The following is a 21,077-nucleotide window of genomic DNA, read 5'->3' on the forward strand; positions in this document are numbered from 1 at the left end:
GAGCGCCTCACGCCTCGAGCGCCGCCTCGGCCATCGCCGCCGACGCGTTCTCGTCGGTCATCCACAGCGGCCGCACGACCGTTCGGATCCCCGCCGCCTCGACGTCCGCCGCCGACGCGGCATCCTCCTCCGCGAGCAGCCACGCGTCGAGCACCCCGTCGGCCGATCGCGCGCCGTAGTGCCGGGCGACGGCGGCGGCCGAGGTCTCGACCCCGATCGCCGTCAGGCACACGTCGGCCATCCCCCGCACGACCCGGCCGCCGATGATGGGCGAGACGCCGACGACGCGCGCCGGGGTCGCGCGCAGGGCCTCCGCGATGCCGGGCACGGCGAGGATCGGACCGATCGACACCACCGGGTTCGACGGCGCCAGCAGCACCACGTCGGCCGCCGCGATGGCATCCGTCACTCCGGGTGCGGGCTCGGCATCCGCGATCCCGGGGTTCTCGAACGCTCGGGGGGCCAGCTGCGCGCGGTGACGCGTCCACCACTCCTGGAAGTGCAGGCGCCGCCCGTCCTCGAGCAGAACGTGGGTGTCGACCTCGCTGTCGGTCATGGGCAGCAGACGGATGCCGAGCGGCCACCGCCGCGCCATCCGACCGAGCACCTCGGTCGGGGTGAGGCCCTCGCGCAGCCAACCAGTGCGCGCGAGGTGGGTGCCGAGGTCGAGGTCGCCGAGCGTGAACCAGGGCCAACCCGCACCCCACGCCTGCAGCTCTTCGTTCACCCGCTCGGTATCGCCCGCGCGACCCCAGCCGCGCACGGTGTCGTTCACCCCGGCCAGGGCGTAGGTGATCGAGTCGACGTCGGGCTGCAGCCGCACGCCGGAGAGCCACAGGTCGTCGCCGGTGTTGACGACGACGGTGGCTTCGGGCGCGCCGAGCCGGCGCAGAGCGGCGCGCACGCCGAGGGTGAACTTCGACCCCCCGACTCCACCGGCGAGGACGACGACACGGGGCTGGGGAGGACGCATCGATCCAGTCTTCCACCCGCTCACGGCTCGTGAGGATGTTCACATCTCTCGCTCCTCGTGGAAGGCCTCCGACTACGCTCGGTCGAATGAGTGATCTGTTCTCTTCTCGTGAGGCGGAGGCGGCGATCGCGCGGATCGAGCAGCAGGTCGCCGAAGCGCAGCTGCGGGCGGAGCAGGCACAGTAGGTGCAGGTCGACATCGATGCCGTGCGGGCGGCGGCGACCTCGCCCCGTCGCGAGGTGTCGGTGACGGTGGATGCCACGGGCCGGTTGGTCGGTATCCGTCTCGCCGACGCGGCGTACGAGTTGCGCCCCGACGCGTTGGAGCGGCTCATCGTCGAGACGGCGGGGGATGCGCAGCGGCTGGCGGGGGAGCAGGCGCTGGAGATCTCGCGTGCCGCGTTCGGTGCGGACTCGGCGATCGTGGAGCGGTTGGCGGGCGAGATCGAGCGGCAGTCGCCGCCGTCCCAGCCGATGGGCTTCCGGGTCTGATCCCGTGGCGGAGCGTATCGCCGTCGATGTCGGGCTGATCGGCTCGCACGCGTCGTGGGTGGGGGCCGTGGCATCCGATGTCTCCGTCGCCCGTGACGCGGGCTCGGCGGGCGGGCTGCACGCGGAGGCGTTCGGGGTGTTGTGCGCGTTCCTGGTGCCGCCGGCGACGATGGCCGCGGATGCCGCGGGGTCGTTGATCGGCGCGGCGGGAGAGATGGTGCGTCGCTCGGCAACCGAGATCGTCGGTGTGGGGGCTGATCTGGAGGCGTACGAGCAGAAGGTGCTCGAGTGGGTGCGAGCGCTGGAGGCGGGCCTGTGAGCAACGCCCTCATCGCCGGTCCCATTGACACGGCGACCCCGTTCAGCGGGGCGGGTCTGCTGGATTCCGGCACGCAGTTGGTGCTCGCGCGCCAGGAGGTCAACGGCATCACTCAGATATTCATGCGGGAGGTTTCATGAGCAAGTCGGACGGCATGGCCCCGGGCCTGTCGCCGGAGGATCAAGCCAGAGCCCGTGCGGCGATGGAGAACCTCCGGCGCCGGCATGAGGAGGGGATGTACCGTGGTCGGCCCGCCATTCCGGAGAAGACCGACAGTATGGTTCCCGGGATCAGCGTCGTCCGTCCGGCACCCGGCCCCCCTGTGCCGTTCGACGTCGATGGTGAAGAAGAGGAAGATGACGTGAATGACTGATCCCGGCGAGGCGGCACTCAGGTTCCTGCGCGCACTCGAACGGCTGCCCCCGTACACCGGGATCGTCTTCCACGGACTGCCCTCGGTTCCTTCGCTCGCGCCGGCCCGCTGGACACGCGGGGTCACCGCGACGAGCAAGGACCCTCGCATCGCGACCGAGAATTTCTCGACCCCGGTCGTCGTCGCGATCGTCAGCCGCACGGGCCGCGACATCTCGTTCCTGTCCGCTCAGCAGGCTGAGCAGGAGGTCGTGCTCCCGCCCGAGACCGTCCTCCTCGAAGTGGCCCGAACGACGTTGGACGATGGACGCCCCGTGGTCATCGCCGAGCAACTCGCCGATCCGGACCCCGCCGCCGCGCTCCCGCCCACGCTCGACGATCTCGTGGCGCACGTTCGCGAGACCCTGCACGCCGCACGAGCTCAGCCCGCCGTGGCGATCACGACCCCGGGGAAGTTCGTCGAGCCGCTCTTCTTCCTCACGGATGGCGACGGGTGAGACCGGCATGGATCACTGCACGCGAACGCGGCCGCGCCAGCGTCACTCGCAGCGCAGGCTCGCGGTGACCGTCGCGGGATAGCGTGTCGCGTCGTCGGGCGAGTCGACGATGCCGTCCTCCGGCGACCATCCCTCGACGACCGCTGCCTCACCGTCGCTGGAAGCCACCGTCACGGCATCCCCGCGGACGGTGAGGTCGATGTCGTCGGACTCGAACGAGACCAGCACGCTCTCCGCGCCGACCCCGACCGACCCGCGCGCTCCCTCGTCGACGTTCGTACGGAACGAGAAGGTGCCCTGCGGCTCGACCTGCACCGACGTTCCACGTGCGCCGGTGTCGTCGCAGTCGACCACGTCGGGCGTCATCGTGACCGTCTGCTCGCCGTCGGGCCCGGTCCAGGTGACGGTGACGGTGGAGGCCGAGCCGGCCGGCGCACAGCCGGCCGATGCGAACCCCGCCGCGACGACCATGGCGGTGAGCACACGACGCCTCATCGCGACCACGCGCCGGCTCGACACGGATGGGGCGCCCAGTGCTCCGGCGCCGACCAGGAATTCGATGCGGTCATCGCTCCACCCCCCAATCGACCGTATCAAGGCGGCCGGGGGGGGGACTCGACGTTCTGGGCTACTGCGCCAGCAGCGTCGGATCCAGGGCCTCCGCGGCCGCCCTCGCCGCGATGGGCAGCGCCTCGAGCACGCGCTCGAGAGCGATGTCGTCGTGGGCCGCCGTGAGGAACCACGCCTCGAACACGCTCGGGGGCAGCGAGACTCCGGCATCCAGCATCGCGTGGAAGAACGGGGCGTAGCGGTACGACTGCTGCGTGAGCGCGGTCGCGTAGTCGCGGGGCACCTCGGGCAGGAAGGCGACACCGAACAGCGATCCCGCGCGCGGCACGGCGTGCACCACGCCCTCGGCGGTCAGGGCCGCATCGAGCGCGTCGGCGACGCGGCCGGCGGCGTCGTCGACCGCGGCGTACACCTCGGGCGTCGCCAGGCGCAGCGTGGCCAGGCCCGCGGCCACCGACAGCGGGTTCCCCGACAGCGTGCCCGCCTGGTACACCGGTCCGAGGGGAGCAAGGTGGTCCATGACCTCGGCGCGGCCGGCGAGGGCGGCCAGCGGCATCCCGCCGCCGATGACCTTGCCGTACGTGAGGATGTCGGGCAGGTAGCGCTCGCCCTGCGAGGCCTGCAGGCCCCAGAAACCGGCGGGGTGCACGCGGAAGCCGGTGAGCACCTCGTCCATGATCAGCAGCGCGCCGTGGCCGTGCGCGATGTCGGCGAGCGCGGCGTTGAAGCCGGGCAGCGGCGGCACCACACCCATGTTCGCCGAGGCCGCCTCGACGATGATCGCGGCGATGTTCTCACCGTGCACGGCGAACACCTCGCGCACCGCGTCGAGGTCGTTGTAGGGCAGCACGAGCGTCTGCGCGGCGATCGGCGCGGGAACCCCCGCCGAGCCGGGCAGGGCGAGCGTCGCGACGCCCGAGCCGGCGGCGGCCAGCAGGCCGTCGGAGTGGCCGTGGTAATGCCCCGCGAACTTGATCAGCAGGTCGCGACCGGTCACCCCGCGAGCGAGGCGGATCGCCGTCATCGTCGCCTCGGTTCCGGTGGAGACCAGGCGCACCTTCTCGATCGGCTTCAGGGCGCCGACCTGCACGCGCTGCGCGACGAGGTCGGCGAGCTCCACCTCGGCCCCCGTCGGCGCACCGAACGACAGACCCCGGGATGCCGCGGACTGCACCGCGCCGACCACCTCGGGGTGCGCGTGGCCGAGCAGGGCCGGACCCCACGACGCGACGAGGTCGACGTATTCGCGCCCCGCGGCATCCGTGATGCGCGGACCCGACGCCGATTGCACGAACCGCGGCGTACCGCCGACGGAGCCGTAGGCGCGCACGGGCGAGTTCACCCCGCCCGGGATGACGTCCTTGGCGCGGGCGAACCACTGGTCGTTGAGATCGGTCATGGCATCCATTCTTCCGGGCGCGCGCGGGTGTCGGCTCCGCGCGGGTCAGCTTCGCTGCCGCTCACCCGCGTGAGTCGCCAAGATTCGTCGCCTCCGAGGCGGTCGAAGCGACACATTCTGGCGACTCACGCCGGCGCGCGCGTCAGCGCGGCGCACCGCACGAGCGCGCGTCAGCGGGCGGGGCTCAGAGCTCTTCGCGGAGCCAGCGGGCGGCCTCGAGGGCCCAGTACGTCAGGATCGCGTCGGCGCCGGCGCGACGGATGCCGAGCAGGCTCTCCATGATGGCGCCGCGGCGGTCGATCCAGCCGTGAGCGGCGGCGGCCTCGACCATCGCGTATTCGCCCGACACCTGGTACGCCCACACCGGCACGTCGACCGAGGCCTTCACGTCGGCGAGCACGTCGAGGTAGGGCAGGGCCGGCTTGACCATCACGATGTCGGCGCCCTCTTCGACGTCGAGCAGCGCCTCGCGCACGCCCTCGCGACCGTTGCCGGGGTCGAGCTGGTACGAACGACGGTCGCCCTTCAGCTGCGAGTCGACGGCCTCGCGGAACGGGCCGTAGAACGCGCCGGCGTACTTCGCGGAGTACGCCAGAACGAGCGTGTCGGTGAAGCCCTCGGCATCCAAGGCTTCGCGCACGGCGCCCACTTGGCCGTCCATCATGCCCGACAGCCCGAGCATCGCCGAGCCCGCGCGGGCCTGCGCGAGCCCCATCGCGGTGTAGCGCTCGAGGGTGGCGTCGTTGTCGACGGCGCCGTCGGCCCGCAGGACGCCGCAGTGGCCGTGGTCGGTGAACTCGTCGAGGCAGAGATCCGTCTGCACGACCACCGCGTCACCGACCTCGGCGACGACGGCCTCGGTGGCGCGGTTCAGGATGCCGTTCGGGTCGTCGGCACCACTGCCGACGGCGTCGCGCACCTCGGGCACGCCGAAGAGCATGACCCCGCCGATCCGCTGCTCGGCCGCCTCGGCCACGGCGCGGCGGAGCGAATCCATCGAGTGCTGCACGATCCCGGGCATCGAGCCGATGGGGCTCGGCTCCGTGATCCCCTCGCGCACGAACATCGGCAGCACGAGCTGCGACGGCACGAGGTGGGTCTCGCGAGCGAGACGACGGACGGCGGGAGTGCGACGCAGACGCCGCGGGCGGTGCTCGGGGAAGCTCATGAAGTCGATTCGTCGGTGGTCAGGGGGAAACGGGCGACCGCCTCGATGAGGGAGTCGACGGTCTGCCTGTCGGCCACGACGTCGACGCTCAGTCCGGCGCGCTTGGCGTCTTTGGCCGTGCGGGGTCCGATCGCCGCGATGACCGTGGATGCCGGGATCTCGGGGAACTGCTCGACCACCTGCTCCGCCACCGAACCACTGGTGACGAGGATGGCGTTGATACGACCCGAGTGGACGTCGGTCGCGATCTTCTCGGTCACCGGCACGCCCACCGTGCGGTACGCCACGACGCTGCGCACGTCGTGCCCGGCCTCGATCAGCAGGCGCGTGAGGACCGGCTTGGCGATCTCGCTGCGCAGGGTCAGGACCTTGCGCGGCTCGGTCTCGATCTCGATCATCTGCTCGGCCATCCCCTGCGCCGAGTTGTCGCGTTCGGGCACGAGGTCGACGCGGTAGCCGACGGCCTGCATCGCCGCGGCGGTGGTCTCGCCGACGACGGCGACCTTCGTCTCGGCGGGGATGACGGCCTCGTACGCGTACAGGACGTCGACGGTGGTGGCACTGGTGAGCGTGAGCCAGTCGAAGGCACCGGCTGCGAGATCGGCGAGCGCCTCGTCGAGGGTCGCCTGATCGTTGGTCGGGGCGAAGTTGATCAGCGGCGCGATGACCGGGACGGCCCCCAGCTGCCGCAGGCTCGCCGCCACGCCGTCGCCCCAGGGGCCACCACGTGGCACGAGGACGCGTCGTCCGCTCAGCGGCTTCGGCACGCCGCCCGTGGTCGGGTTCGGCGTGTTCCAGTGGCCTTCATTCATGTGGTCGACTCTCGTGGTACCAGGTCGGCCGCCCCACGTTCGAGCAACCGACGCGCGGCTTCTCGGCCCGCTCGCGCCGCTCGCGCGATCGGTCCCCCGTCGTCGGCAGCATCCGCTCCATTGCCACTGCCCGTTTCCCCACCATACCCCGGTGCGAGCCGCACGGTCCGGTCGATACCGATCCGTTGCGTGCCGTCGAGGGCGTACACCACGGCGCGAAGCCGCAGGTCGCCCCCGGCCAGCGACGCGTGCGTGCCGACCGGCGCGCTGCACCCGGCGTCGAGGGCGTTCAGCACCACGCGCTCCGCCGTGATCGCGACGCGGGTGTCCTCGTCGTCGAGGTGCGCGAGGGCGGCGTGCACCTCCGGGTCGATGTCGCTGCGGGTCTCGATCGCCAGAGAACCCTGCCCGGGCGCGGTGGGCCATTCCGCCAGGCCCAGAGCCTCGGCGTGCAGGCCGCCGAGGTCGCCGCCGAGGCGCGAGATGCCCGCGGCCGCGAGGATCACGGCATCCAGCTCTCCGTCGCGCACGCGCGCGAGACGCGAGTCGACGTTGCCGCGGATGTCGCGGATGTCGAGCCGCGGGTTGTGCCGCAGCGCCTGCGCGACACGGCGGGGCGAGCCCGTGCCGACGCGCGACCCCGGGGCGAGGGCGCCGAGGGGGGTGCCGTCACGGGTCACCACGACGTCGCGCGCGTCTTCCCGCGGCGGCGTCGCGGCGATCACGAGCCCGTCGGGCTGCACAGTGGGCAGGTCTTTCAGCGAGTGCACGAGGAAGTCGCAGCGATCGGCGGCGAGCGCCTCGCGCAGGCCGTTCGCGAACACCCCGCGGCCGCCGAGCTGCGACAGCGACGCGCGGTTGACGTCGCCCTCCGACACGATCGGCACGAGCTCGACCGCGCGACCGGATGCCGCGGCCACGGCGTCGGCGACCATCTGCGACTGCGCCATCGCCAGGGTGCTGCGACGCGTACCGAGCCGCAGAGGCGCGCTCACTGGAGGATCTCGGGGATCTCGTCGAGCGTCACGAGACGGCCGGTGTAGAACGGCACCTCCTCGCGCACGTGGCGACGGGCCTCGGTGTAGCGCAGGTCGCGCATCATGTCGACGAGATCGGTGAGCACGTCCGCCTCCATGGGCAGGAGCCACTCGTAGTCGCCGAGGGCGAAGGATGCCACGGTGTTGGCGATGACGCCCTTGTAGACGCTGCCCTTCTTGCCGTGCTCGATGAGCATCTCGCGACGCTCCGCCTCGGGCAGCAGGTACCACTCGTAGCTGCGCACGAACGGGTACAGGCACAGCCACTGCTGCGCCTCGATGCCGCGGAGGAATCCGGGGACGTGCGAGCGGTTGAACTCCGCATCGCGGTGCACGCCCATCGCGTTCCACGTCGGCAGGAGGTTCTTCAGCAGGTCGGTGCGACGCAGGCGCCGGAGGTCGCGCTGCAGCGCCTGCGGGTCTTCGCCGTGGAGCCAGACCATGAGGTCGGCGTCGGCGCGCAGACCGCTGACGTCGTAGAAGCCGCGGACGGTGACGCCGTCCGCCTCGATCAGCGACACGAGGTCGGCGAGCTCGGTGGACTCGGCGGCGGTCACCGGGTTCTCGGGGTCGCGGCGGAAGACCGCCCACAGCGTGTAGACGGAGGAGGAGCTGTCGTGGGACATGTACCCAGTCTCGTCCGGTCGGCGTGGCGCTCCAAACCGGTTGACTCACCGGTGAAGCACCCCCGCGCCCGTCGAGCGGAACGGGAGGGGCTGCGGGCCGCCCGCGCGCCTTGGTACTGTGCGACGACGGCGTCGGGGGACGCCCGCCGAAGGGGTGCCCGATGTGGCTCTACGACCTGCCCATGTCCGTGGGCCTGCCGCTGTTCATCGTGCTCGTGGTGGGCGGCTCGTGCGTGATCCTGCTGGTCCTGCGCACCTGGGTCTTCCGCGTCGCTCCGCAGGGTGAGGAGTGGGACCGCGTGCTCAGCTACGCGGTCGGCGCGTACGGCGTCTTCTACGGCGTGACGCTCGCTCTCATCGCCGCGGCCGCCTACGGCAACTTCACCGAGGTCGACGGGGTGGTGCTCCAGGAGTCGTCGTCGCTGGCATCCCTGTATCGAACGGCTGCGCTGCTCCCCGATCCGCAGGGCGACGAGCTGCAGAACCAGATCGTGCAGTACACGCGCAACGTGATCGACCTCGATTGGCCGATGCAGCGGCGCCTGGAGATCCCCTCCGAGACGGATGCCAACATCTCCGCGATGCAGCAGGCCATCGGCCAGGTGCAGCCGACGACGGCCGCCGAGACCCTCTACGTGCAGCAGTCGCTGGATCAGTTCCAGCTGCTCGTGGAGAACCGCCGCGACCGCATCGCGCTGACCCACCTCGCCCTGCCCAGCGTGCTGTGGATCGTGCTGAGCGTCGGCGCCGTGCTGAATGCGATCCTCATCGCCCTGATCGAGGTGCGGAACCTGCGCGTCCACCTGCTCATGTCGAGCCTGCTCGCCCTGTTCGTGGCGCTGCTGCTGTACGCCATCGCCGGATTCGACCACGCGTACGCGGGTCCGATCGCGGTGACGCCGGAGTACTTCGAGGATCTGCTGCGGGGACTGTTCGCGAACGAGCCGTGAGCCGGGGGCACGGCATCCGCCCCCGGACGAACCGTCCCGCGGAGTCCGCACCCGACACGCCGCTCCGACGCCCCACCGCACGGCGCGCCGCGGGCAGAGTCCGCAGGACGGCACGCCCCGGGGACGGCGGCACGGCCCGGGAATGTCGGCACGGCCCCGGAACGACGGCACGGCCCGGCGCCCCGAGACGTTCCGCCGCCGGGGGCACGGCATCCACTCCCAGGCGAACCGTCCCGCGGAGTCCGCACCCGACACGCCGCTCCGACGCCCCACCGCACGGCGCGCCGCGCCCAGAGTCCGCAGGACGGCACGCCCCCGGAACGGCGGCACGGCCCCGGGAACGACCGCACGGCCCGGAAACGACGAAGCGGCCCGACCCCCGGCGAGGGGGCGGACCGCTTCGTGACGTCTCAGCGCGTGTAGGCGCGCACGAGTCCCCAGACGGCGACGCCGACGAGGGCGGCTATACCCGCCACGGCGGCCGCAGCCACCCCGGGGTTGCGCTGCGCCTTCTCACGCACGTCGTGGACCGCGCGGTCGACGGCATCGCTCGCGCGGCGGGGGATGTTGGCTTTGACCTCGATGGCCGCGAGAGCGGCCTTCAGCTCGGCGCGGGCCGACTCGACCGGGTCGGTGATGCCCAACGGCACCGCGGTGCGGGGCACGGGGACGGGGCGCTCAATACTCATCGCGGGCCTCCTTGACGATGCGGACGTCTTCGGCGATGGCCTTGCCCGGGTTCTCGCGGCTCGAGAGCTTCTTGATCCGCAGGTAGCCCAGCAGCGCCAGGATCGCCGTGATCACGACCATCACGCCGAAGACGACGAGGGCCGACAGCCAGACGGGCCACCACGACGAGAGCCCGGCGATCACGAACGCGAAGAACACCGGCACGGCCCAGAACAGCACGATGAGGGCGCCGACGAACCAGCCGGCGCCGATACCGGCATCCTTCGCCGTGCGCTGCGCCCACGCCTTCGCGCCGTTGATCTCGGCGACGACGAGGTTGCGCACCAGCTCGGGGATGTCGCCGAGCAGCTCGAACAGGCTGTCGTCGGAACGATCGCGGAATCCGCGCGGAGTGGTCATGCGGTCAGCTCCCGGACGAGGTGGAGCCGCTCTTGGCCGCGCGGGCGCGCGTGGTCGCGGACTTCTCGGCCTGCTTGGCGTCGTCGACGGCGTCTTCGACGACGTCGGCCACCTCGTCGGCGGAGCGCTTGGCGGCACGGCCCGCGCGCTCGGCGCGCTCCTGCACGGTGCCCGAACCGGACGCCGCGGTGGTGACGGACTTCGCGCCCTTCCACACCACGCCGGGCACGGACTTGAGAGCCGAGACGCCGAGCGCCTTCACCTTCTCGACCTGTCCCTGGACGGCGGGCTGGCTCCAGACCTTTTCGGCCTGCTCCTTGATCTGCTCGTACCGCTGGCGGCCGGCGCGTGCTCCGAGCACGTAGCCCGCCACGAGTCCGACGACGAGTGCTGCTTTGCCCCTCATGGGGTCTCCTCACGCTCGTTCGAGTGGTGGTCGAGTCTCACAGTAGTCATGTATGCCGCATCCGGCATCCGCCCTTGACAGGCGGCGTCGCATGGCCGACGGTGAGGGTCTGTCAGCTCCGCCACAGCGCGGCGCTGCGGACGCGGTCGGCCTCCTGGCGCGCGTCGGGGATCACCTGCGCGAGACCGGTGCCCGAGAGCCACGCCCCGGTCGTCCCGAGCCCCGACACCGCGCGCACGGCATCGCGCGCGGCGGCCGTGACGGCGGCGCGACCGATCGTGGCGGCCGGCTGCGATTGCACGTAGCGCACGCGGTGAGCGGCGCGCAGAACGGATGCCGGAAGCTCGACGCCGAGCAGCGCGGCGGCTTCCGACAGCGCCAGGTGCGCCGCGGCGTCGTCGTCGAGAGCCGTGGTGGCGGGCTCCTCCCCCTGCGCGCCGAACGACACGCGCACGACGTGGACGCCGGGGTCGGCGGCGTCCCGGACCCAGTCCCACTTGGCGGTCGAGTGGGTGAGGGCCTTGGCCACGTGGCTGCCGGGCACGGTGAGCACGCCCGTCCCCCGCGGTGCACCGTCGAGCACGGGCGCGTCGAGCACGAGGGTCACGACCTCGACCACGGGCGCGATCGGATCGCCCGCCTCGAGACCCGGCACGACCGGGGCGAGCAGCTGCCGCGCCGGTCCTTCGGGGAGCGCGACGATCACGGCGCGCGCGGTCAGCGGCTCGTCATCGACCGACGTCGACACCGCCCAGCCGTCGTCGGTGCGGTCGAGCCTCTCGGCCCGCACACCGGTGCGCACCTCGACGTCGGCGTCGCGCAGTCCGGCCGCGAGCGCGTCGACCAGGCGCGACATGCCGCCGACGATGCCCTGCACGGCGCCTCCCGGCGCGGGGGCCTTCGCGGACCCGGCGACGGGGACGTCGGATGCCGGGGCATCGGCCGGACGGGTCTGCGGTCGGCGGGCGCGCAGCTCGGCGACCGCACCCGTGAGCGAGCCCGTGCGCGTGAGGGCGGCGTTGAGTCCGGGGGCGGCGAGATCGACGTCGATGTCGTCGGGCCGCGCGGAGTACACCCCGCTCGTGACGGGCGCCACCAGGCGGTCGAGCACGCGAGCGCCCAGGCGCGAGCGCACGAGCTTGCCGAGGCTGTGCGCGTGACCGATCGTGAGCGGGGGACGCACGCGGTCGACGTAGGCCCGCCATGCCCCCGACCAGCCGATGACGCGTCGCACGTCGGGTGCGAAGGGATTGTCGGGGATGCCGAGCACCCCGCCCTTCGGAAGGGGGGCTGCGCCCACGCCGGGAACGCCCGCCACCCACGCGCCCGCCGGGTTCGGCGAGACGACGTCGTCGGCCAAGCCGAGCTCGTCGAGGAGGTCGCGCACCACCCCGCCGCGGGTGGCGAAGCTCTCGGCGCCCACGTCGAGCGTCATCCCGCCCACCTCGGCGGAGCGCACCACGCCACCGAGCACGTCGGCGGCCTCGAGAACGGTGACCTCGAGCCCCACCTTCGCGCACTCGCGCGCGGCGACGAGACCCGAGACGCCCCCGCCGATCACGATCACGCGCGTCTCGTGCGCGTGCCGCACGAGACGCTCGAGGGACTCGCTCACGCGCCCTGCTCCCCCGGAGCGTGGGCCTCGTACGCCTGGGCCTCCTGCGAACGCGATGCGTGCGCGTGGGCGACGATGCGGGTCAGCACCTCGGGGTCGGTGTCGGGCGGAACGCCGTGTCCCAGGTTCAGCACGTGCGCGCGCGCCGCGCGTCCGCGGGCGAGCACGTCGTCGACGTGCGCCTCGAGGACGGGCCAGGGCGCTCCGAGCAGCGCGGGGTCGATGTTGCCCTGCAGGGTCACGTCGGGGCCGACGAGGGCGGCGGCCTCGTCGAGCGGCATCCGCCAGTCGACGCCCACGGCGTCGGCGAGTCCGCCCAGGCGCATGTCGTCGAGGAAGGCACCCGTTCCGACGCCGAAGTGGATGCGGGGCACCTCGATGCCCTCGAGCGCCTCGGTGGAGTGCGGGGCGATGAACTCGCGGAAGGTCGACGGCGAGAGCGACCCCGCCCACGAGTCGAACAACTGCACGGCCTGCGCCCCGCCCTCGATCTGGGCGTCGAGGAAGGCGCGCGACACCTTCGCCAGCCACCCGGCGAGGCGGTGCCACGAGGCGGGGTCGGCGTGCATCATTCCGCGGGCCCGCAGGTGCTCCTTCGAGGGGCCGCCCTCGACCAGGTACGCGGCGAGCGTGAACGGGGCGCCGGCGAAGCCGATGAGCGGGACGCTGTCGCTCAGCTCGGCCGTCACGCGCCGGGCGGCTTCACGCACGGGCTCCGCCGCCACGGCCACATCGGCCGGATCGATCGCGGTCACCCGCGCGACGTCGTCGGCGGTGCGCACGGGATCGGCGAACACCGGCCCGCGGCCGGGCTCGATCACGACGTCGACACCGGCCAGACGCAGCGGTACGACGATGTCGCTGAAGAAGATCGCGGCATCCACGTCGTGACGTCGGATCGGCTGCAGCGTGATCTCGGCCGCGAGGTCGGGGGTGAGGCACGCGTCGAGCATGCGGGTGCCGACGCGCAGCTCCCGGTACTCGGGGAGCGAGCGACCCGCCTGCCGCATGAACCACACCGGCTGACGCTCGGGGCGGTCGCCGCGGAGGGCGCGGAGGAGGGGAGCGTCGAGGGATGCCATGGCATCCATCCTCCCATCCGCCTCCTGTGCGCGCGGGGGATGCCTTGACGTCGAGAGGCCACCCGGAATACCCCGGGATGGCCGGGCGTAGAATAAGAACGTGTTGCTGTGCGTCAGCGCGAGTCACAAGACCGCGTCCTTCGAGCTCCTCGAGCGGCTCAGCGTACCCCGCACCCCCGTCGCCCCCTTGATCGCCGAGCACGCCGAGCTCGTGCAGGGCGCGGTCGTCGTCGCCACGTGCAACCGCTTCGAGGCGTACGTCGACATGGACGAGCCCGTCACCGCGGCCGTGGCCCTCGGCGTCGACGCCACCCTGAGCGCCATCGAGGCCGCCACGGGCGTTCCGGCCAGCGAGCTCGAGGGCTCCTACACCGTGCTCGGCGGCGACGACGTCGCGGAGCACCTCTTCTCGGTCGCCTCGGGCCTCGAGTCCGTCGTCGTGGGCGAGGGCGAGATCGCCGGCCAGGTGCGTCGCGCGCTCACCGAGTCACGGCAGCTGGGGACCACTTCCGCCGAGCTCGAGCGCCTTTTCCAGCGCGCGTCCGAAGCCCAGCGCGGGGTGAAGAACTCCACCGCGATCGGCCGCGCCGGTCGCTCGCTCGTGCGCCTCGGCCTCGAACTGGCCGACAGCCGCATCGCCGACTGGTCCACGCAGCGCGTGCTGCTGGTCGGCACCGGCGCGTACGCCGCCGCCACCGTCGCAGCTCTCCGCGACCAGGGCGCCGAAGACATCGCGGTGCACTCGCCCTCGGGCCGGGCCGCCAAATTCGCCGCCAAGCACGGTCTGCGCGCGGTCTCGACCGAGACCTTCCCCTCCGCCGTCGCGCACGCCGACCTCGTCATCACCTGCACGACGAGCGAGCACCACGTCGTCAGTGCCGCGACCTTCGCCGCCGGACGCACGGGCGCCGAGGCCACCGCTGCCGCCGGCTGCCCGGTCGACCACGCGGGCCGCCGCCTCGTCATCGACCTCGGCCTGCCCCGCAACGTCGACCCGGACGTCGCGACGGTGCCGGGCGTCGACCTGCTCGACCTCGAGACCATCCGCCTGCACGCCCCTCTCGAGGAGCTGCAGGCCACCGACGCGGCGCGCGACCTCGTGCGCGACGCCGCCCGACGCTTCGCCTCCGTCGGCGAGCGCAAGAACATCACCCCCGCCGTCGTGGCGCTGCGCGCCCACGTGTTCGGCGTGCTCGACGCCGAGGTCGCCCGCGTGCGGGCCCGCGGCGACGAGGGCGGACAGACCGAGCAGGCCCTGCGCCACCTCGTGGGCGTGCTGCTGCACACCCCGACCACGCGCGCACACGAGCTGGCCGAGACCGGCCGTGCCGACGAGTACATCGACGCCCTCTCGGCGCTGTTCGGCATCGAGGTCGAAGGCTCCGCCGACACGGCCACCACGCGCGGCGACATCGCCGACGCGGGCTGACGCCCCGCCTGCTCGTCCTCGGGCAGGATGGATGCCGTGAGCACACCGGCATCCGAGGTCTACGCCGTCGCGGGCGAGGACCGCTCCCGAAACGGGCTCCGCTGGGCGGCGACCGTGGTCCTCGGTCTGCTCGACGCGGGCGGCGACGCCCCGTCGGTGAGCGAGGTCGTCATCCGGCGCGTGGACGGGTCGCTCGTCAAGCGCCTCCCGGCCGGCGGTGTCGACGACTTCCGCACGCAGCTGAACGAGATCACGAACGACCTCGGATCGATGGATGCCGTGCCCTTCGCGCAGAAGTGGATCGCCGCGCCGGAGTGACCCCATGCCGGGGGCACCGCGCCGGAGCGGCCCGCGCAGGGCGACGACGGTCGGGCGGCGAGGCGGCATCCGGCTGAGGATGCGAGCACGGGACGACGCGGGTGCGTCGACGAGATGCGGTCTCGCAAACGGCGACGCCCGCTCCGTGCGGTCCGCGCGAGAATGAGGTCATGAGCCTGCGCATCACCGATGACCCCGCCGCCGACGAACTGCTGTCGACGAACCCGCTCGCGCTGCTCGTCGGCATGCTGCTCGACCAGCAGGTGGCGATGGAGACGGCCTTCGCGGGACCGCTGAAGATCCAGGAGCGGACCGGATCGATGGATGCCGCGACCATCGCTCACGAAGACCCCGAGGCGTTCGCGGCGGCGTTCTCGCAGTCGCCCGCGGTCCATCGGTTCCCGGGCTCGATGGCCACGCGCGTGCAGTCGCTGTGCAGCGCCGTCGAGGAGCACTGGGGTGGCGATGCCGCGAACATCTGGACGCGTGACGACCCCGACGGGGCGACCGTGCTCAAGCGCCTGAAGGCGCTGCCCGGCTTCGGCGAGCAGAAGGCGAAGATCTTCCTCGCTCTGCTGGGCAAGCAGCGCGGCTTCGACGGCGACGGATGGCGAGAGGCCTCCGCCCCGTACGGCGAGGAGGGCTCGTTCCGCTCGGTCGCCGACATCGTCAGCCCCGATTCGCTGACGAAGGTGCGCGAGCACAAGCGGGCGGCGAAGGCGGCGGCGAAGGACGCGAAGAAGGACTAGCCGGGCGGGGCAAGGCGGTTTATGTGCCCCGGCGGTCGATCCGGGTGAGCGCGGAGCGCCAACGCCGGGGTGATCGCCTCAGCGCAGGGCGCGGAGGGCCAGCGCGACCGCCTTCACCTCCCGGATGCGACGCTCGTACGTCGCCGCGATCACGATGAGCAGGGCGCCGGCGATGCCCAGCCATAGCCACCACAGCCCCGAGGCGCTCTCGTACAGCGCGGTGATCCAGGGCCACAGCTGCGCGACGGCGTGGACGATCAAGACCACACCACCGAGCACCACCGGAGCCTGGAGACGTCGGCGTACGCCCCACAGCAGAGCGACGAGGGCGACCACCCCGAGGCCGATGACGCGCCACAGCGTCGAGTCGCCGACGAAGTCGAACAGCAGCGACGGGATCAGCAGCACGCCGAGACCCGCGCCGACGGCCGGCCAGCTGCCCACCTCGGCCCTCGTCCGCAGCGAACGGACGCCGTTCGCGAGCAACGCTGCCGCGATCGGAACCGTCGCCGTTTCGATCGGATCCGCCGCCCCCGCCACGACCGCCGGGACGCCCGCCGCGACGGCGAGACCCAGGGCCGCCCACCACACCGACGCGCGATGCGGACCGCGCCAGAACAGGCCCACCCCGAGGATCACGGCGAGTGTGACGACCACCCGCACGACGTCAGGCCCGGGGAGCGTCAGCATCCGCGCGGCTGAGAGGGCGGCCGCGAGGGCGAGGGCGTAGACGGTGAGGGCGGGCCGCATCCACGAAGGGACCCCCGCGCTGCGGCGCACGAGCAGGACGGCCGCACCCACGAGGCAGACGAACAGCGTGAGCGTCCACACGTCGAAGAAGGGCGCCCGCACGTCGTGCAGGGCACGCAACATCGCCGCGAGCCCGAGGGCCGCGCCGGAGATCACCACCGCGGGCACGAGAAGGGCCGCCCGGGGGCCGCGCATCACTCGCGGCACGGTTGCCAGGACGAGCGCAGCAGCCACGACGACGCCGATCGCGCGGGTCGGGGATCCGCCCGCGAGAACCGCCGACGGCAGCAGTCCCGTGGCCAGTCCGACGGCTGCCATCGCGACGAGGAACGACGACAGCGGGCGCGACCACCGCGACAGCGCCGCCGTCAGCAGAACCAGGGCGAGAGGGACCGTCGCCCACTCGAGCGGACGCACACCGGTCGCGAGCGCGACGGCTCCGACGAGCGCCGCTCCGCCGAGCGCGACCCCGACGACAGCCGAGGACCACACGCGGGATTCTCGGCGCAGCAGCAGGATGCCCACCGCGCCGAGCGCAGCGATCGACAGCACCACGCGCAGAACCGGGCCGACCGCGGTCGCAACGAGCGCCGCCTCGCCCAGGGCGAAGAGGGCGAGCGCGGCGATCGCGATCCCGCGCGAGGCGGGGACGGACCAGGCCGCCGCGCGGCGGGACACCCCCACCGCCGCGGCGGCGAGCGCGAGGGCCGCGAGGAGGAGCACGGCATCCGTCGCCGGTGATCCGGTCGCACCGAGGTCGATGGCGTGGGCGACGCGCACCACGATGCACACCACGAGGGTCAGGGCCGCCGCGGCGGCTACCGCGACCGGCAGCGCGTCGGGCGTGCGAGCGGGACGGAGCCACGCGCCCCCGACGACGAGGACGACGGCGAGCACCCCGGCGATGACCGCGCGGACGAGGTCGTCGGGGTCTGCCAGCGCCGTGGGGAGGAGGGCGACGCCCACGCCCGCCGCGGCGATCACCGCGGGTGTGGCGACGGGGCGTTCGGGGCGGCGACGGCGGGCGCGCTCGGTTCCGGCGGCGAGGGTCAGCAGCGCCACGCCGACGGGGAGGGTGAAGAACTCGACGGTGTCGGTGCCCTGCCAGAGCAGGCGGGACCAGAGCGCGATCGCACCGACGAGCAGCGCGAGCCAGACGAGGTGCCGTCGCCCGCTGTTCGACGTCAGAAGCCCCTCGGAGTCGGTGGCCCACAGCAGGGCGGCGACGGCTGCGAGAAGCAGCGGCAGCCAGCGCGCTCCCTCCGAGGGTGCCGCAGCGACCGCGAGCACGAGGATGAGCCCGGCACCCGCGTCGGTGAGCACCCGCAGGCCGGGCTTCTTCCCGAGCGCGCGAAGGGCGACCGCCACCGCGACGACGCCCAGCGCTGCCGCGACGATCATTCGCGCGAACGCGGGCGCGTCGACTGCTCGCAGCACCGCGTCGACGCCGGCGGCGGCGAAGAGGGGTGCCGTCAGCGCCGCAGCGGGACGCGCGACGCGCCAGGAGTGGAAGCCCGGCGCGCCGGTCAGAACAACGGTGACCACCGCCGCAGCGAGACACGCTCCGGCGATCCAGGCATCGGCTGCGGGCGGACCCCCCATCAGCGCCACCCCGGACGAGAGCACCGTGACGATGATCGCGGTGAGTGCACCGGCGGCGCGCTGGGCCGCGTCGAGACCGACCCTGCGGGCCACGGGGAGGCCCACGAACACCAGGCACCCGGCCGCGACGACCGCGGCGACCGCGAAGGGCGATCCGCCCGCGAGCGAGACGTCGGCACCCGAGCGCAGGGCGAGCGGCACCAGCAGAGCGCTGATCGAGACGAACCCGACCACGGCGACGGTCGACGCCACCCGGACCAGGCGGTGGATGCCGGCCGCCACGGCGATCACGCCCGTCACGACGACCGTCGCGACGGCCCACGCAACGGGTGACGCGAACGACAGCAGCAGCCCGCCGAGCAGTGAGATCGTCCCGACGAGGATGGCGAGAACCACCCCGCCGGCGACCGGGGGACCAGCGGAGACGGGCAGTGACTGCTCGCCCGTGATCGCGCGCGGACCCGTCGCAAAGGGCTCAGACGGTTCGGCGGGGTTCGCGGGCGGACCCGCGCTGGCGGCCGGTGACGGGTCGGAAGAGGCCACGAGCGGACCCACCGGGACGGGTGCAGACGATCCTGCCGCAGTCGCGAGCGGATCCGCGGCGGCCGACTCCCCGGTCAGCGCGCCGCGACGGCGGAGGAGGACCACCACAGCGATGACGGCGAGCACCAGGTACCAGGCGACGACCAGGAGCAGGACCCGCAGCTGTGGACCGGCCAGCAGAGCGACGGCGGCACCGGCGGCCAGGGCGACGAGGCGTCGCGCTCGCCACGCGCCCGACAGGCGCCAGGCGGCCGCGGCGAGGATCGCGACGGCTGCGAGGGCGATCACGGCGGCGGTCGCAGTGGCATCCGGCGGGTCGACGTGGAGGGCCGATCGACCGAAGATCGGCGTCACGTCGCTGATCCGAGCGAAGACGGTGGTCAGGGCGGCGCCGATGGGTGCGAGGGCGGCGAGCCCGGCGATCACGGCTGCGGTGACGGCCCCGGCGAGCAGCGTGGAGCGAGCCGGTCCCCCATCGGCGCGCCGTCCGGCGACGTCGAGGGCGACCGCGACCACGACCGCGACGATGACCGGGACCGTCACGGAGAGCGTCGCATCGGCCGCACGCACGACCGAGACGGCGACTCCGGATCCGAGGCACAGCACGGCGGCGACCGCGGCCACGGGCGCGAGTCGCGACTCGCCTCGGCGGGTCATCGCCCCCGCGTGCGCCGCGAGGGCCAGGGCGAGCAATCCGCTGAGGAGAACGGGAGACCAGGTGGCCTGCGGGTCGACGAAGAGAGCCGCGGCCAGGGCGACGACCCCGGCCAGGGCGGCCAGGACGCGCACCGCGACGATCTCGGGACGCATCCGCGCGCGTGGCGGAGGCGAGAGGAGCGGCGCGAACGGCGCCGCGAGCGCGACCAGCACCACGATCAAACCCGCGACGAACCAGGCGAGCACCGAATCAGGGCCGACCAGCCCCGCGCCCAGCAGAGCAGGACCGATGGTGAGGGCGAGCACCGCCGTCGACAGCGGCGCGCGGAGCCGCGCGAGCCGGGCCCAGCCGACGAAGGCGATCCCGGCGGCGGTCGTCGCCGCGCCCCAGTAGACGGCCGGATCGACGGATGCCGCGCCGCCGAGGTCGTTGGCGCGCACGGCCCACACGTCGAGAGCGACGAGCGCGATGCCGAGCAGGGAGATCCCCTCGGCGGTCGCCTCGAGGCGGCGCCGCCGCAGAAGGGAGGCCGTGGCGATGACGGCCGCCGTGACCAGGCCGATGATGACCGATCGCAGGACGAGTCCACCGCTGATCCACGCGACGGTGAGGAAGAACACCGCCGCGACGGCCAGCAGGACCACGCCGGTCGAGAGCAGGAAGACCTGCACGCTCGAGCGGCGGGGCGTGGCGGGTTCGCCCTGGCTCCCGCCGCCGCTGGAGACGGGGGGCTGCCCGACGGGCCGCGTTCGCGCACCCGTGTCGGCCGCGGGGGCGAGATGCACGGAACCGCGGGAGTCCGCGTGCGGGGCGACCGGAGCCGGGGCGACCGGCACCGTCGGCGATGCCGCGGCCGGGGATGCCGCGGCCGGGGATGCGACGCCCGCCGCCCGGGCGGCGGAGCGAGCGGCGTCCCCGTCCTCCCCGGCACGGGCAGCCGTCGGGGCCACGGGCAGCGGCGGTCGCTCGGAGGTCGGCGGGGTGAGGCCGCCGGGCGGCGGGAACAGCACCGGCGAGGGGGCGTTCCCCGCGGGCTCATCGGCCGCACTCGGGATGGACGGCGGCGCAGCGACGCCGGAGTCGAGGCGCGGAGCCGGCTCTCGCTCGGGCGCGTCGATCGAGCCCGAGATGGCGTTCTCGCTCGAGCGGTGGATGAGGAGGAGAGCCGCGGCGCGCTCGTCGACGAGGGCGACGATCCGCTGAGACAGGTCGAGCACGCGGGCCGTGCGGGCGTCGGTGAGATCGAGGCCGCATGCGGGACAGGGCGACACCGTGATCGCGGTGAAGCACGAGGGGCACCGCCCGGTGTCGACGAGCGCCCCCGGCTGCGCGGGCCAGGAGATCCCCGAGCGTGCGCCCGTGTGTTCGACTTCCATCGTGCCCCCTCGGCGTCGGCCGTCGCCCCAGGCTAGCGAAGACCCCGTCGCGCCCTCGGTCGCCGTCCACAGCGGAACGCGCACGGTTCCTCCCCCGCCCGAACTCCGGACGCCGTCGCCCCCGACCTGAGCCCCGTCCCCACGTGCCCGGACGACTGCTCCCGACCGCGGACCCGAGCGACCGGCTGTGGCCACCGCACCCGCAGAACGCCGAAGACCGGATGCCACGGCCCCGAGGCCTCGGCA

22 protein-coding genes are annotated in these 21,077 nt (G+C 73.2%); 9 read left to right on the forward strand and 13 right to left on the reverse strand.

The window, feature by feature from the left end; genetic code table 11:
- Window positions 1–7: 7 nt before the first annotated feature.
- Window positions 8–973 carry a 2-phospho-L-lactate transferase gene (gene cofD / locus RWH44_RS05600; RefSeq protein WP_316003806.1) on the reverse strand — a complete coding sequence of 322 codons (966 nt, stop codon included), beginning with the start codon at window positions 971–973 and terminating at the stop codon, window positions 8–10.
- Between the two features lie 185 nt (window positions 974–1,158).
- Between cofD and RWH44_RS05605 the strand changes: the two genes are divergently transcribed.
- From RWH44_RS05605 to RWH44_RS05625, 5 genes are read left to right on the forward strand one after another with little or no spacing between them, the layout of a single operon-like run.
- A complete protein-coding gene (locus RWH44_RS05605) occupies window positions 1,159–1,464 on the forward strand; it encodes a YbaB/EbfC family nucleoid-associated protein (protein ID WP_316003807.1) in 306 nt (101 codons plus the stop codon).
- 4 nt (window positions 1,465–1,468) lie between these two features.
- Window positions 1,469–1,783, forward strand: coding sequence for a hypothetical protein (locus tag RWH44_RS05610; RefSeq protein ID WP_316003808.1), 315 nt, complete (start codon window positions 1,469–1,471; stop codon window positions 1,781–1,783).
- Entirely contained in the window at window positions 1,780–1,923 is a 144-nt protein-coding gene (locus tag RWH44_RS05615; protein ID WP_316003809.1) for a hypothetical protein, read from the forward strand. The genes RWH44_RS05610 and RWH44_RS05615 overlap by 4 nt, the downstream gene beginning before the upstream one ends.
- On the forward strand, window positions 1,920–2,156 hold the full coding sequence (locus tag RWH44_RS05620) for a hypothetical protein (protein WP_316003810.1): 237 nt from the start codon (window positions 1,920–1,922) through the stop codon (window positions 2,154–2,156). The genes RWH44_RS05615 and RWH44_RS05620 overlap by 4 nt, the downstream gene beginning before the upstream one ends.
- A complete protein-coding gene (locus tag RWH44_RS05625; protein WP_316003811.1) occupies window positions 2,149–2,652 on the forward strand; it encodes a hypothetical protein in 504 nt (167 codons plus the stop codon). Before RWH44_RS05620 ends, RWH44_RS05625 begins: the two co-directional genes overlap by 8 nt.
- Before the next feature lie 42 nt (window positions 2,653–2,694).
- On the opposite strand, the gene RWH44_RS05630 is transcribed toward RWH44_RS05625, so the two are convergent.
- The 6 genes from RWH44_RS05630 to hemQ all read right to left on the reverse strand — a co-directional run bounded on the left by RWH44_RS05630 (window position 2,695) and on the right by hemQ (window position 8,264).
- Window positions 2,695–3,135: a hypothetical protein gene (locus RWH44_RS05630; RefSeq protein WP_316003812.1), complete on the reverse strand. Its 441-nt coding sequence runs from the start codon at window positions 3,133–3,135 to the stop codon at window positions 2,695–2,697.
- 145 nt (window positions 3,136–3,280) lie between these two features.
- On the reverse strand, window positions 3,281–4,621 hold the full coding sequence (gene hemL / locus RWH44_RS05635; protein ID WP_316003813.1) for a glutamate-1-semialdehyde 2,1-aminomutase: 1,341 nt from the start codon (window positions 4,619–4,621) through the stop codon (window positions 3,281–3,283).
- A 184-nt stretch (window positions 4,622–4,805) separates the two neighbouring features.
- Entirely contained in the window at window positions 4,806–5,789 is a 984-nt protein-coding gene (gene hemB, locus RWH44_RS05640; RefSeq protein WP_298876386.1) for a porphobilinogen synthase, read from the reverse strand.
- On the reverse strand, window positions 5,786–6,601 hold the full coding sequence (locus tag RWH44_RS05645; RefSeq protein ID WP_316003814.1) for a uroporphyrinogen-III synthase: 816 nt from the start codon (window positions 6,599–6,601) through the stop codon (window positions 5,786–5,788). The genes hemB and RWH44_RS05645 overlap by 4 nt, the downstream gene beginning before the upstream one ends.
- On the reverse strand, window positions 6,598–7,596 hold the full coding sequence (gene hemC, locus RWH44_RS05650; RefSeq protein WP_316003815.1) for a hydroxymethylbilane synthase: 999 nt from the start codon (window positions 7,594–7,596) through the stop codon (window positions 6,598–6,600). Before hemC ends, RWH44_RS05645 begins: the two co-directional genes overlap by 4 nt.
- On the reverse strand, window positions 7,593–8,264 hold the full coding sequence (gene hemQ / locus RWH44_RS05655) for a hydrogen peroxide-dependent heme synthase (protein ID WP_298876391.1): 672 nt from the start codon (window positions 8,262–8,264) through the stop codon (window positions 7,593–7,595). The genes hemC and hemQ overlap by 4 nt, the downstream gene beginning before the upstream one ends.
- 161 nt (window positions 8,265–8,425) lie before the next feature.
- On the opposite strand from hemQ, the gene RWH44_RS05660 reads away from it, so the two are divergent.
- Window positions 8,426–9,214 (forward strand): bestrophin-like domain, encoded by a 789-nt coding sequence (locus RWH44_RS05660; protein ID WP_298876393.1) that lies wholly within the window; start codon window positions 8,426–8,428, stop codon window positions 9,212–9,214.
- Window positions 9,215–9,624: 410 nt separating this feature from the next.
- On the opposite strand, the gene RWH44_RS05665 is transcribed toward RWH44_RS05660, so the two are convergent.
- The 5 genes from RWH44_RS05665 to hemE all read right to left on the reverse strand — a co-directional run bounded on the left by RWH44_RS05665 (window position 9,625) and on the right by hemE (window position 13,406).
- Window positions 9,625–9,903: a hypothetical protein gene (locus tag RWH44_RS05665; protein ID WP_316003816.1), complete on the reverse strand. Its 279-nt coding sequence runs from the start codon at window positions 9,901–9,903 to the stop codon at window positions 9,625–9,627.
- Window positions 9,893–10,303 carry a phage holin family protein gene (locus tag RWH44_RS05670; RefSeq protein ID WP_298876395.1) on the reverse strand — a complete coding sequence of 137 codons (411 nt, stop codon included), beginning with the start codon at window positions 10,301–10,303 and terminating at the stop codon, window positions 9,893–9,895. The genes RWH44_RS05665 and RWH44_RS05670 overlap by 11 nt, the downstream gene beginning before the upstream one ends.
- A 4-nt stretch (window positions 10,304–10,307) precedes the next feature.
- Window positions 10,308–10,709, reverse strand: a complete 402-nt coding sequence (locus tag RWH44_RS05675; protein WP_298876396.1) for a hypothetical protein — start codon at window positions 10,707–10,709, stop codon at window positions 10,308–10,310.
- 112 nt (window positions 10,710–10,821) lie between these two features.
- Window positions 10,822–12,324, reverse strand: a complete 1,503-nt coding sequence (gene hemG / locus RWH44_RS05680; protein ID WP_316003817.1) for a protoporphyrinogen oxidase — start codon at window positions 12,322–12,324, stop codon at window positions 10,822–10,824.
- Window positions 12,321–13,406, reverse strand: a complete 1,086-nt coding sequence (gene hemE, locus RWH44_RS05685; RefSeq protein ID WP_316003818.1) for a uroporphyrinogen decarboxylase — start codon at window positions 13,404–13,406, stop codon at window positions 12,321–12,323. The genes hemG and hemE overlap by 4 nt, the downstream gene beginning before the upstream one ends.
- A gap of 100 nt (window positions 13,407–13,506) precedes the next feature.
- On the opposite strand from hemE, the gene RWH44_RS05690 reads away from it, so the two are divergent.
- From RWH44_RS05690 to RWH44_RS05700, 3 genes are all read left to right on the forward strand, one after another.
- On the forward strand, window positions 13,507–14,835 hold the full coding sequence (locus RWH44_RS05690; protein WP_298876399.1) for a glutamyl-tRNA reductase: 1,329 nt from the start codon (window positions 13,507–13,509) through the stop codon (window positions 14,833–14,835).
- 36 nt (window positions 14,836–14,871) lie between these two features.
- Window positions 14,872–15,153, forward strand: coding sequence for a hypothetical protein (locus RWH44_RS05695; RefSeq protein ID WP_316003819.1), 282 nt, complete (start codon window positions 14,872–14,874; stop codon window positions 15,151–15,153).
- Window positions 15,154–15,323: 170 nt separating this feature from the next.
- A complete protein-coding gene (locus tag RWH44_RS05700; protein WP_316003820.1) occupies window positions 15,324–15,902 on the forward strand; it encodes an HhH-GPD-type base excision DNA repair protein in 579 nt (192 codons plus the stop codon).
- Between the two features lie 78 nt (window positions 15,903–15,980).
- On the opposite strand, the gene RWH44_RS05705 is transcribed toward RWH44_RS05700, so the two are convergent.
- On the reverse strand, window positions 15,981–20,831 hold the full coding sequence (locus tag RWH44_RS05705; RefSeq protein ID WP_316003821.1) for an SCO7613 C-terminal domain-containing membrane protein: 4,851 nt from the start codon (window positions 20,829–20,831) through the stop codon (window positions 15,981–15,983).
- Between the last annotated feature and the right edge of the window lie 246 nt (window positions 20,832–21,077).

Origin of the sequence: Microbacterium phycohabitans, from assembly GCF_032464935.1 — a bacterium.
GTDB classification, from domain to species: Bacteria; Actinomycetota; Actinomycetes; order Actinomycetales; family Microbacteriaceae; genus Microbacterium; species Microbacterium phycohabitans.

Excerpts from the sequence above, each read along its gene's own strand:
- cofD (WP_316003806.1), bottom strand. The coding sequence starts at position 973 with ATGCGTCCTCCCCAGCCCCGTGTCGTCGTCCTCGCCGGTGGAGTCGGG.
- RWH44_RS05620 (WP_316003810.1), top strand. The coding sequence starts at position 1,920 with ATGAGCAAGTCGGACGGCATGGCCCCGGGCCTGTCGCCGGAGGATCAA.
- RWH44_RS05625 (WP_316003811.1), top strand. The coding sequence starts at position 2,149 with ATGACTGATCCCGGCGAGGCGGCACTCAGGTTCCTGCGCGCACTCGAA.
- hemL (WP_316003813.1), bottom strand. The coding sequence starts at position 4,621 with ATGACCGATCTCAACGACCAGTGGTTCGCCCGCGCCAAGGACGTCATC.
- hemB (WP_298876386.1), bottom strand. The coding sequence starts at position 5,789 with ATGAGCTTCCCCGAGCACCGCCCGCGGCGTCTGCGTCGCACTCCCGCC.
- RWH44_RS05645 (WP_316003814.1), bottom strand. The coding sequence starts at position 6,601 with ATGAATGAAGGCCACTGGAACACGCCGAACCCGACCACGGGCGGCGTG.
- hemQ (WP_298876391.1), bottom strand. The coding sequence starts at position 8,264 with ATGTCCCACGACAGCTCCTCCTCCGTCTACACGCTGTGGGCGGTCTTC.
- RWH44_RS05660 (WP_298876393.1), top strand. The coding sequence starts at position 8,426 with ATGTGGCTCTACGACCTGCCCATGTCCGTGGGCCTGCCGCTGTTCATC.
- RWH44_RS05665 (WP_316003816.1), bottom strand. The coding sequence starts at position 9,903 with ATGAGTATTGAGCGCCCCGTCCCCGTGCCCCGCACCGCGGTGCCGTTG.
- RWH44_RS05670 (WP_298876395.1), bottom strand. The coding sequence starts at position 10,303 with ATGACCACTCCGCGCGGATTCCGCGATCGTTCCGACGACAGCCTGTTC.
- RWH44_RS05675 (WP_298876396.1), bottom strand. The coding sequence starts at position 10,709 with ATGAGGGGCAAAGCAGCACTCGTCGTCGGACTCGTGGCGGGCTACGTG.
- hemE (WP_316003818.1), bottom strand. The coding sequence starts at position 13,406 with ATGGCATCCCTCGACGCTCCCCTCCTCCGCGCCCTCCGCGGCGACCGC.
- RWH44_RS05700 (WP_316003820.1), top strand. The coding sequence starts at position 15,324 with ATGAGCCTGCGCATCACCGATGACCCCGCCGCCGACGAACTGCTGTCG.
- RWH44_RS05705 (WP_316003821.1), bottom strand. The coding sequence starts at position 20,831 with ATGGAAGTCGAACACACGGGCGCACGCTCGGGGATCTCCTGGCCCGCG.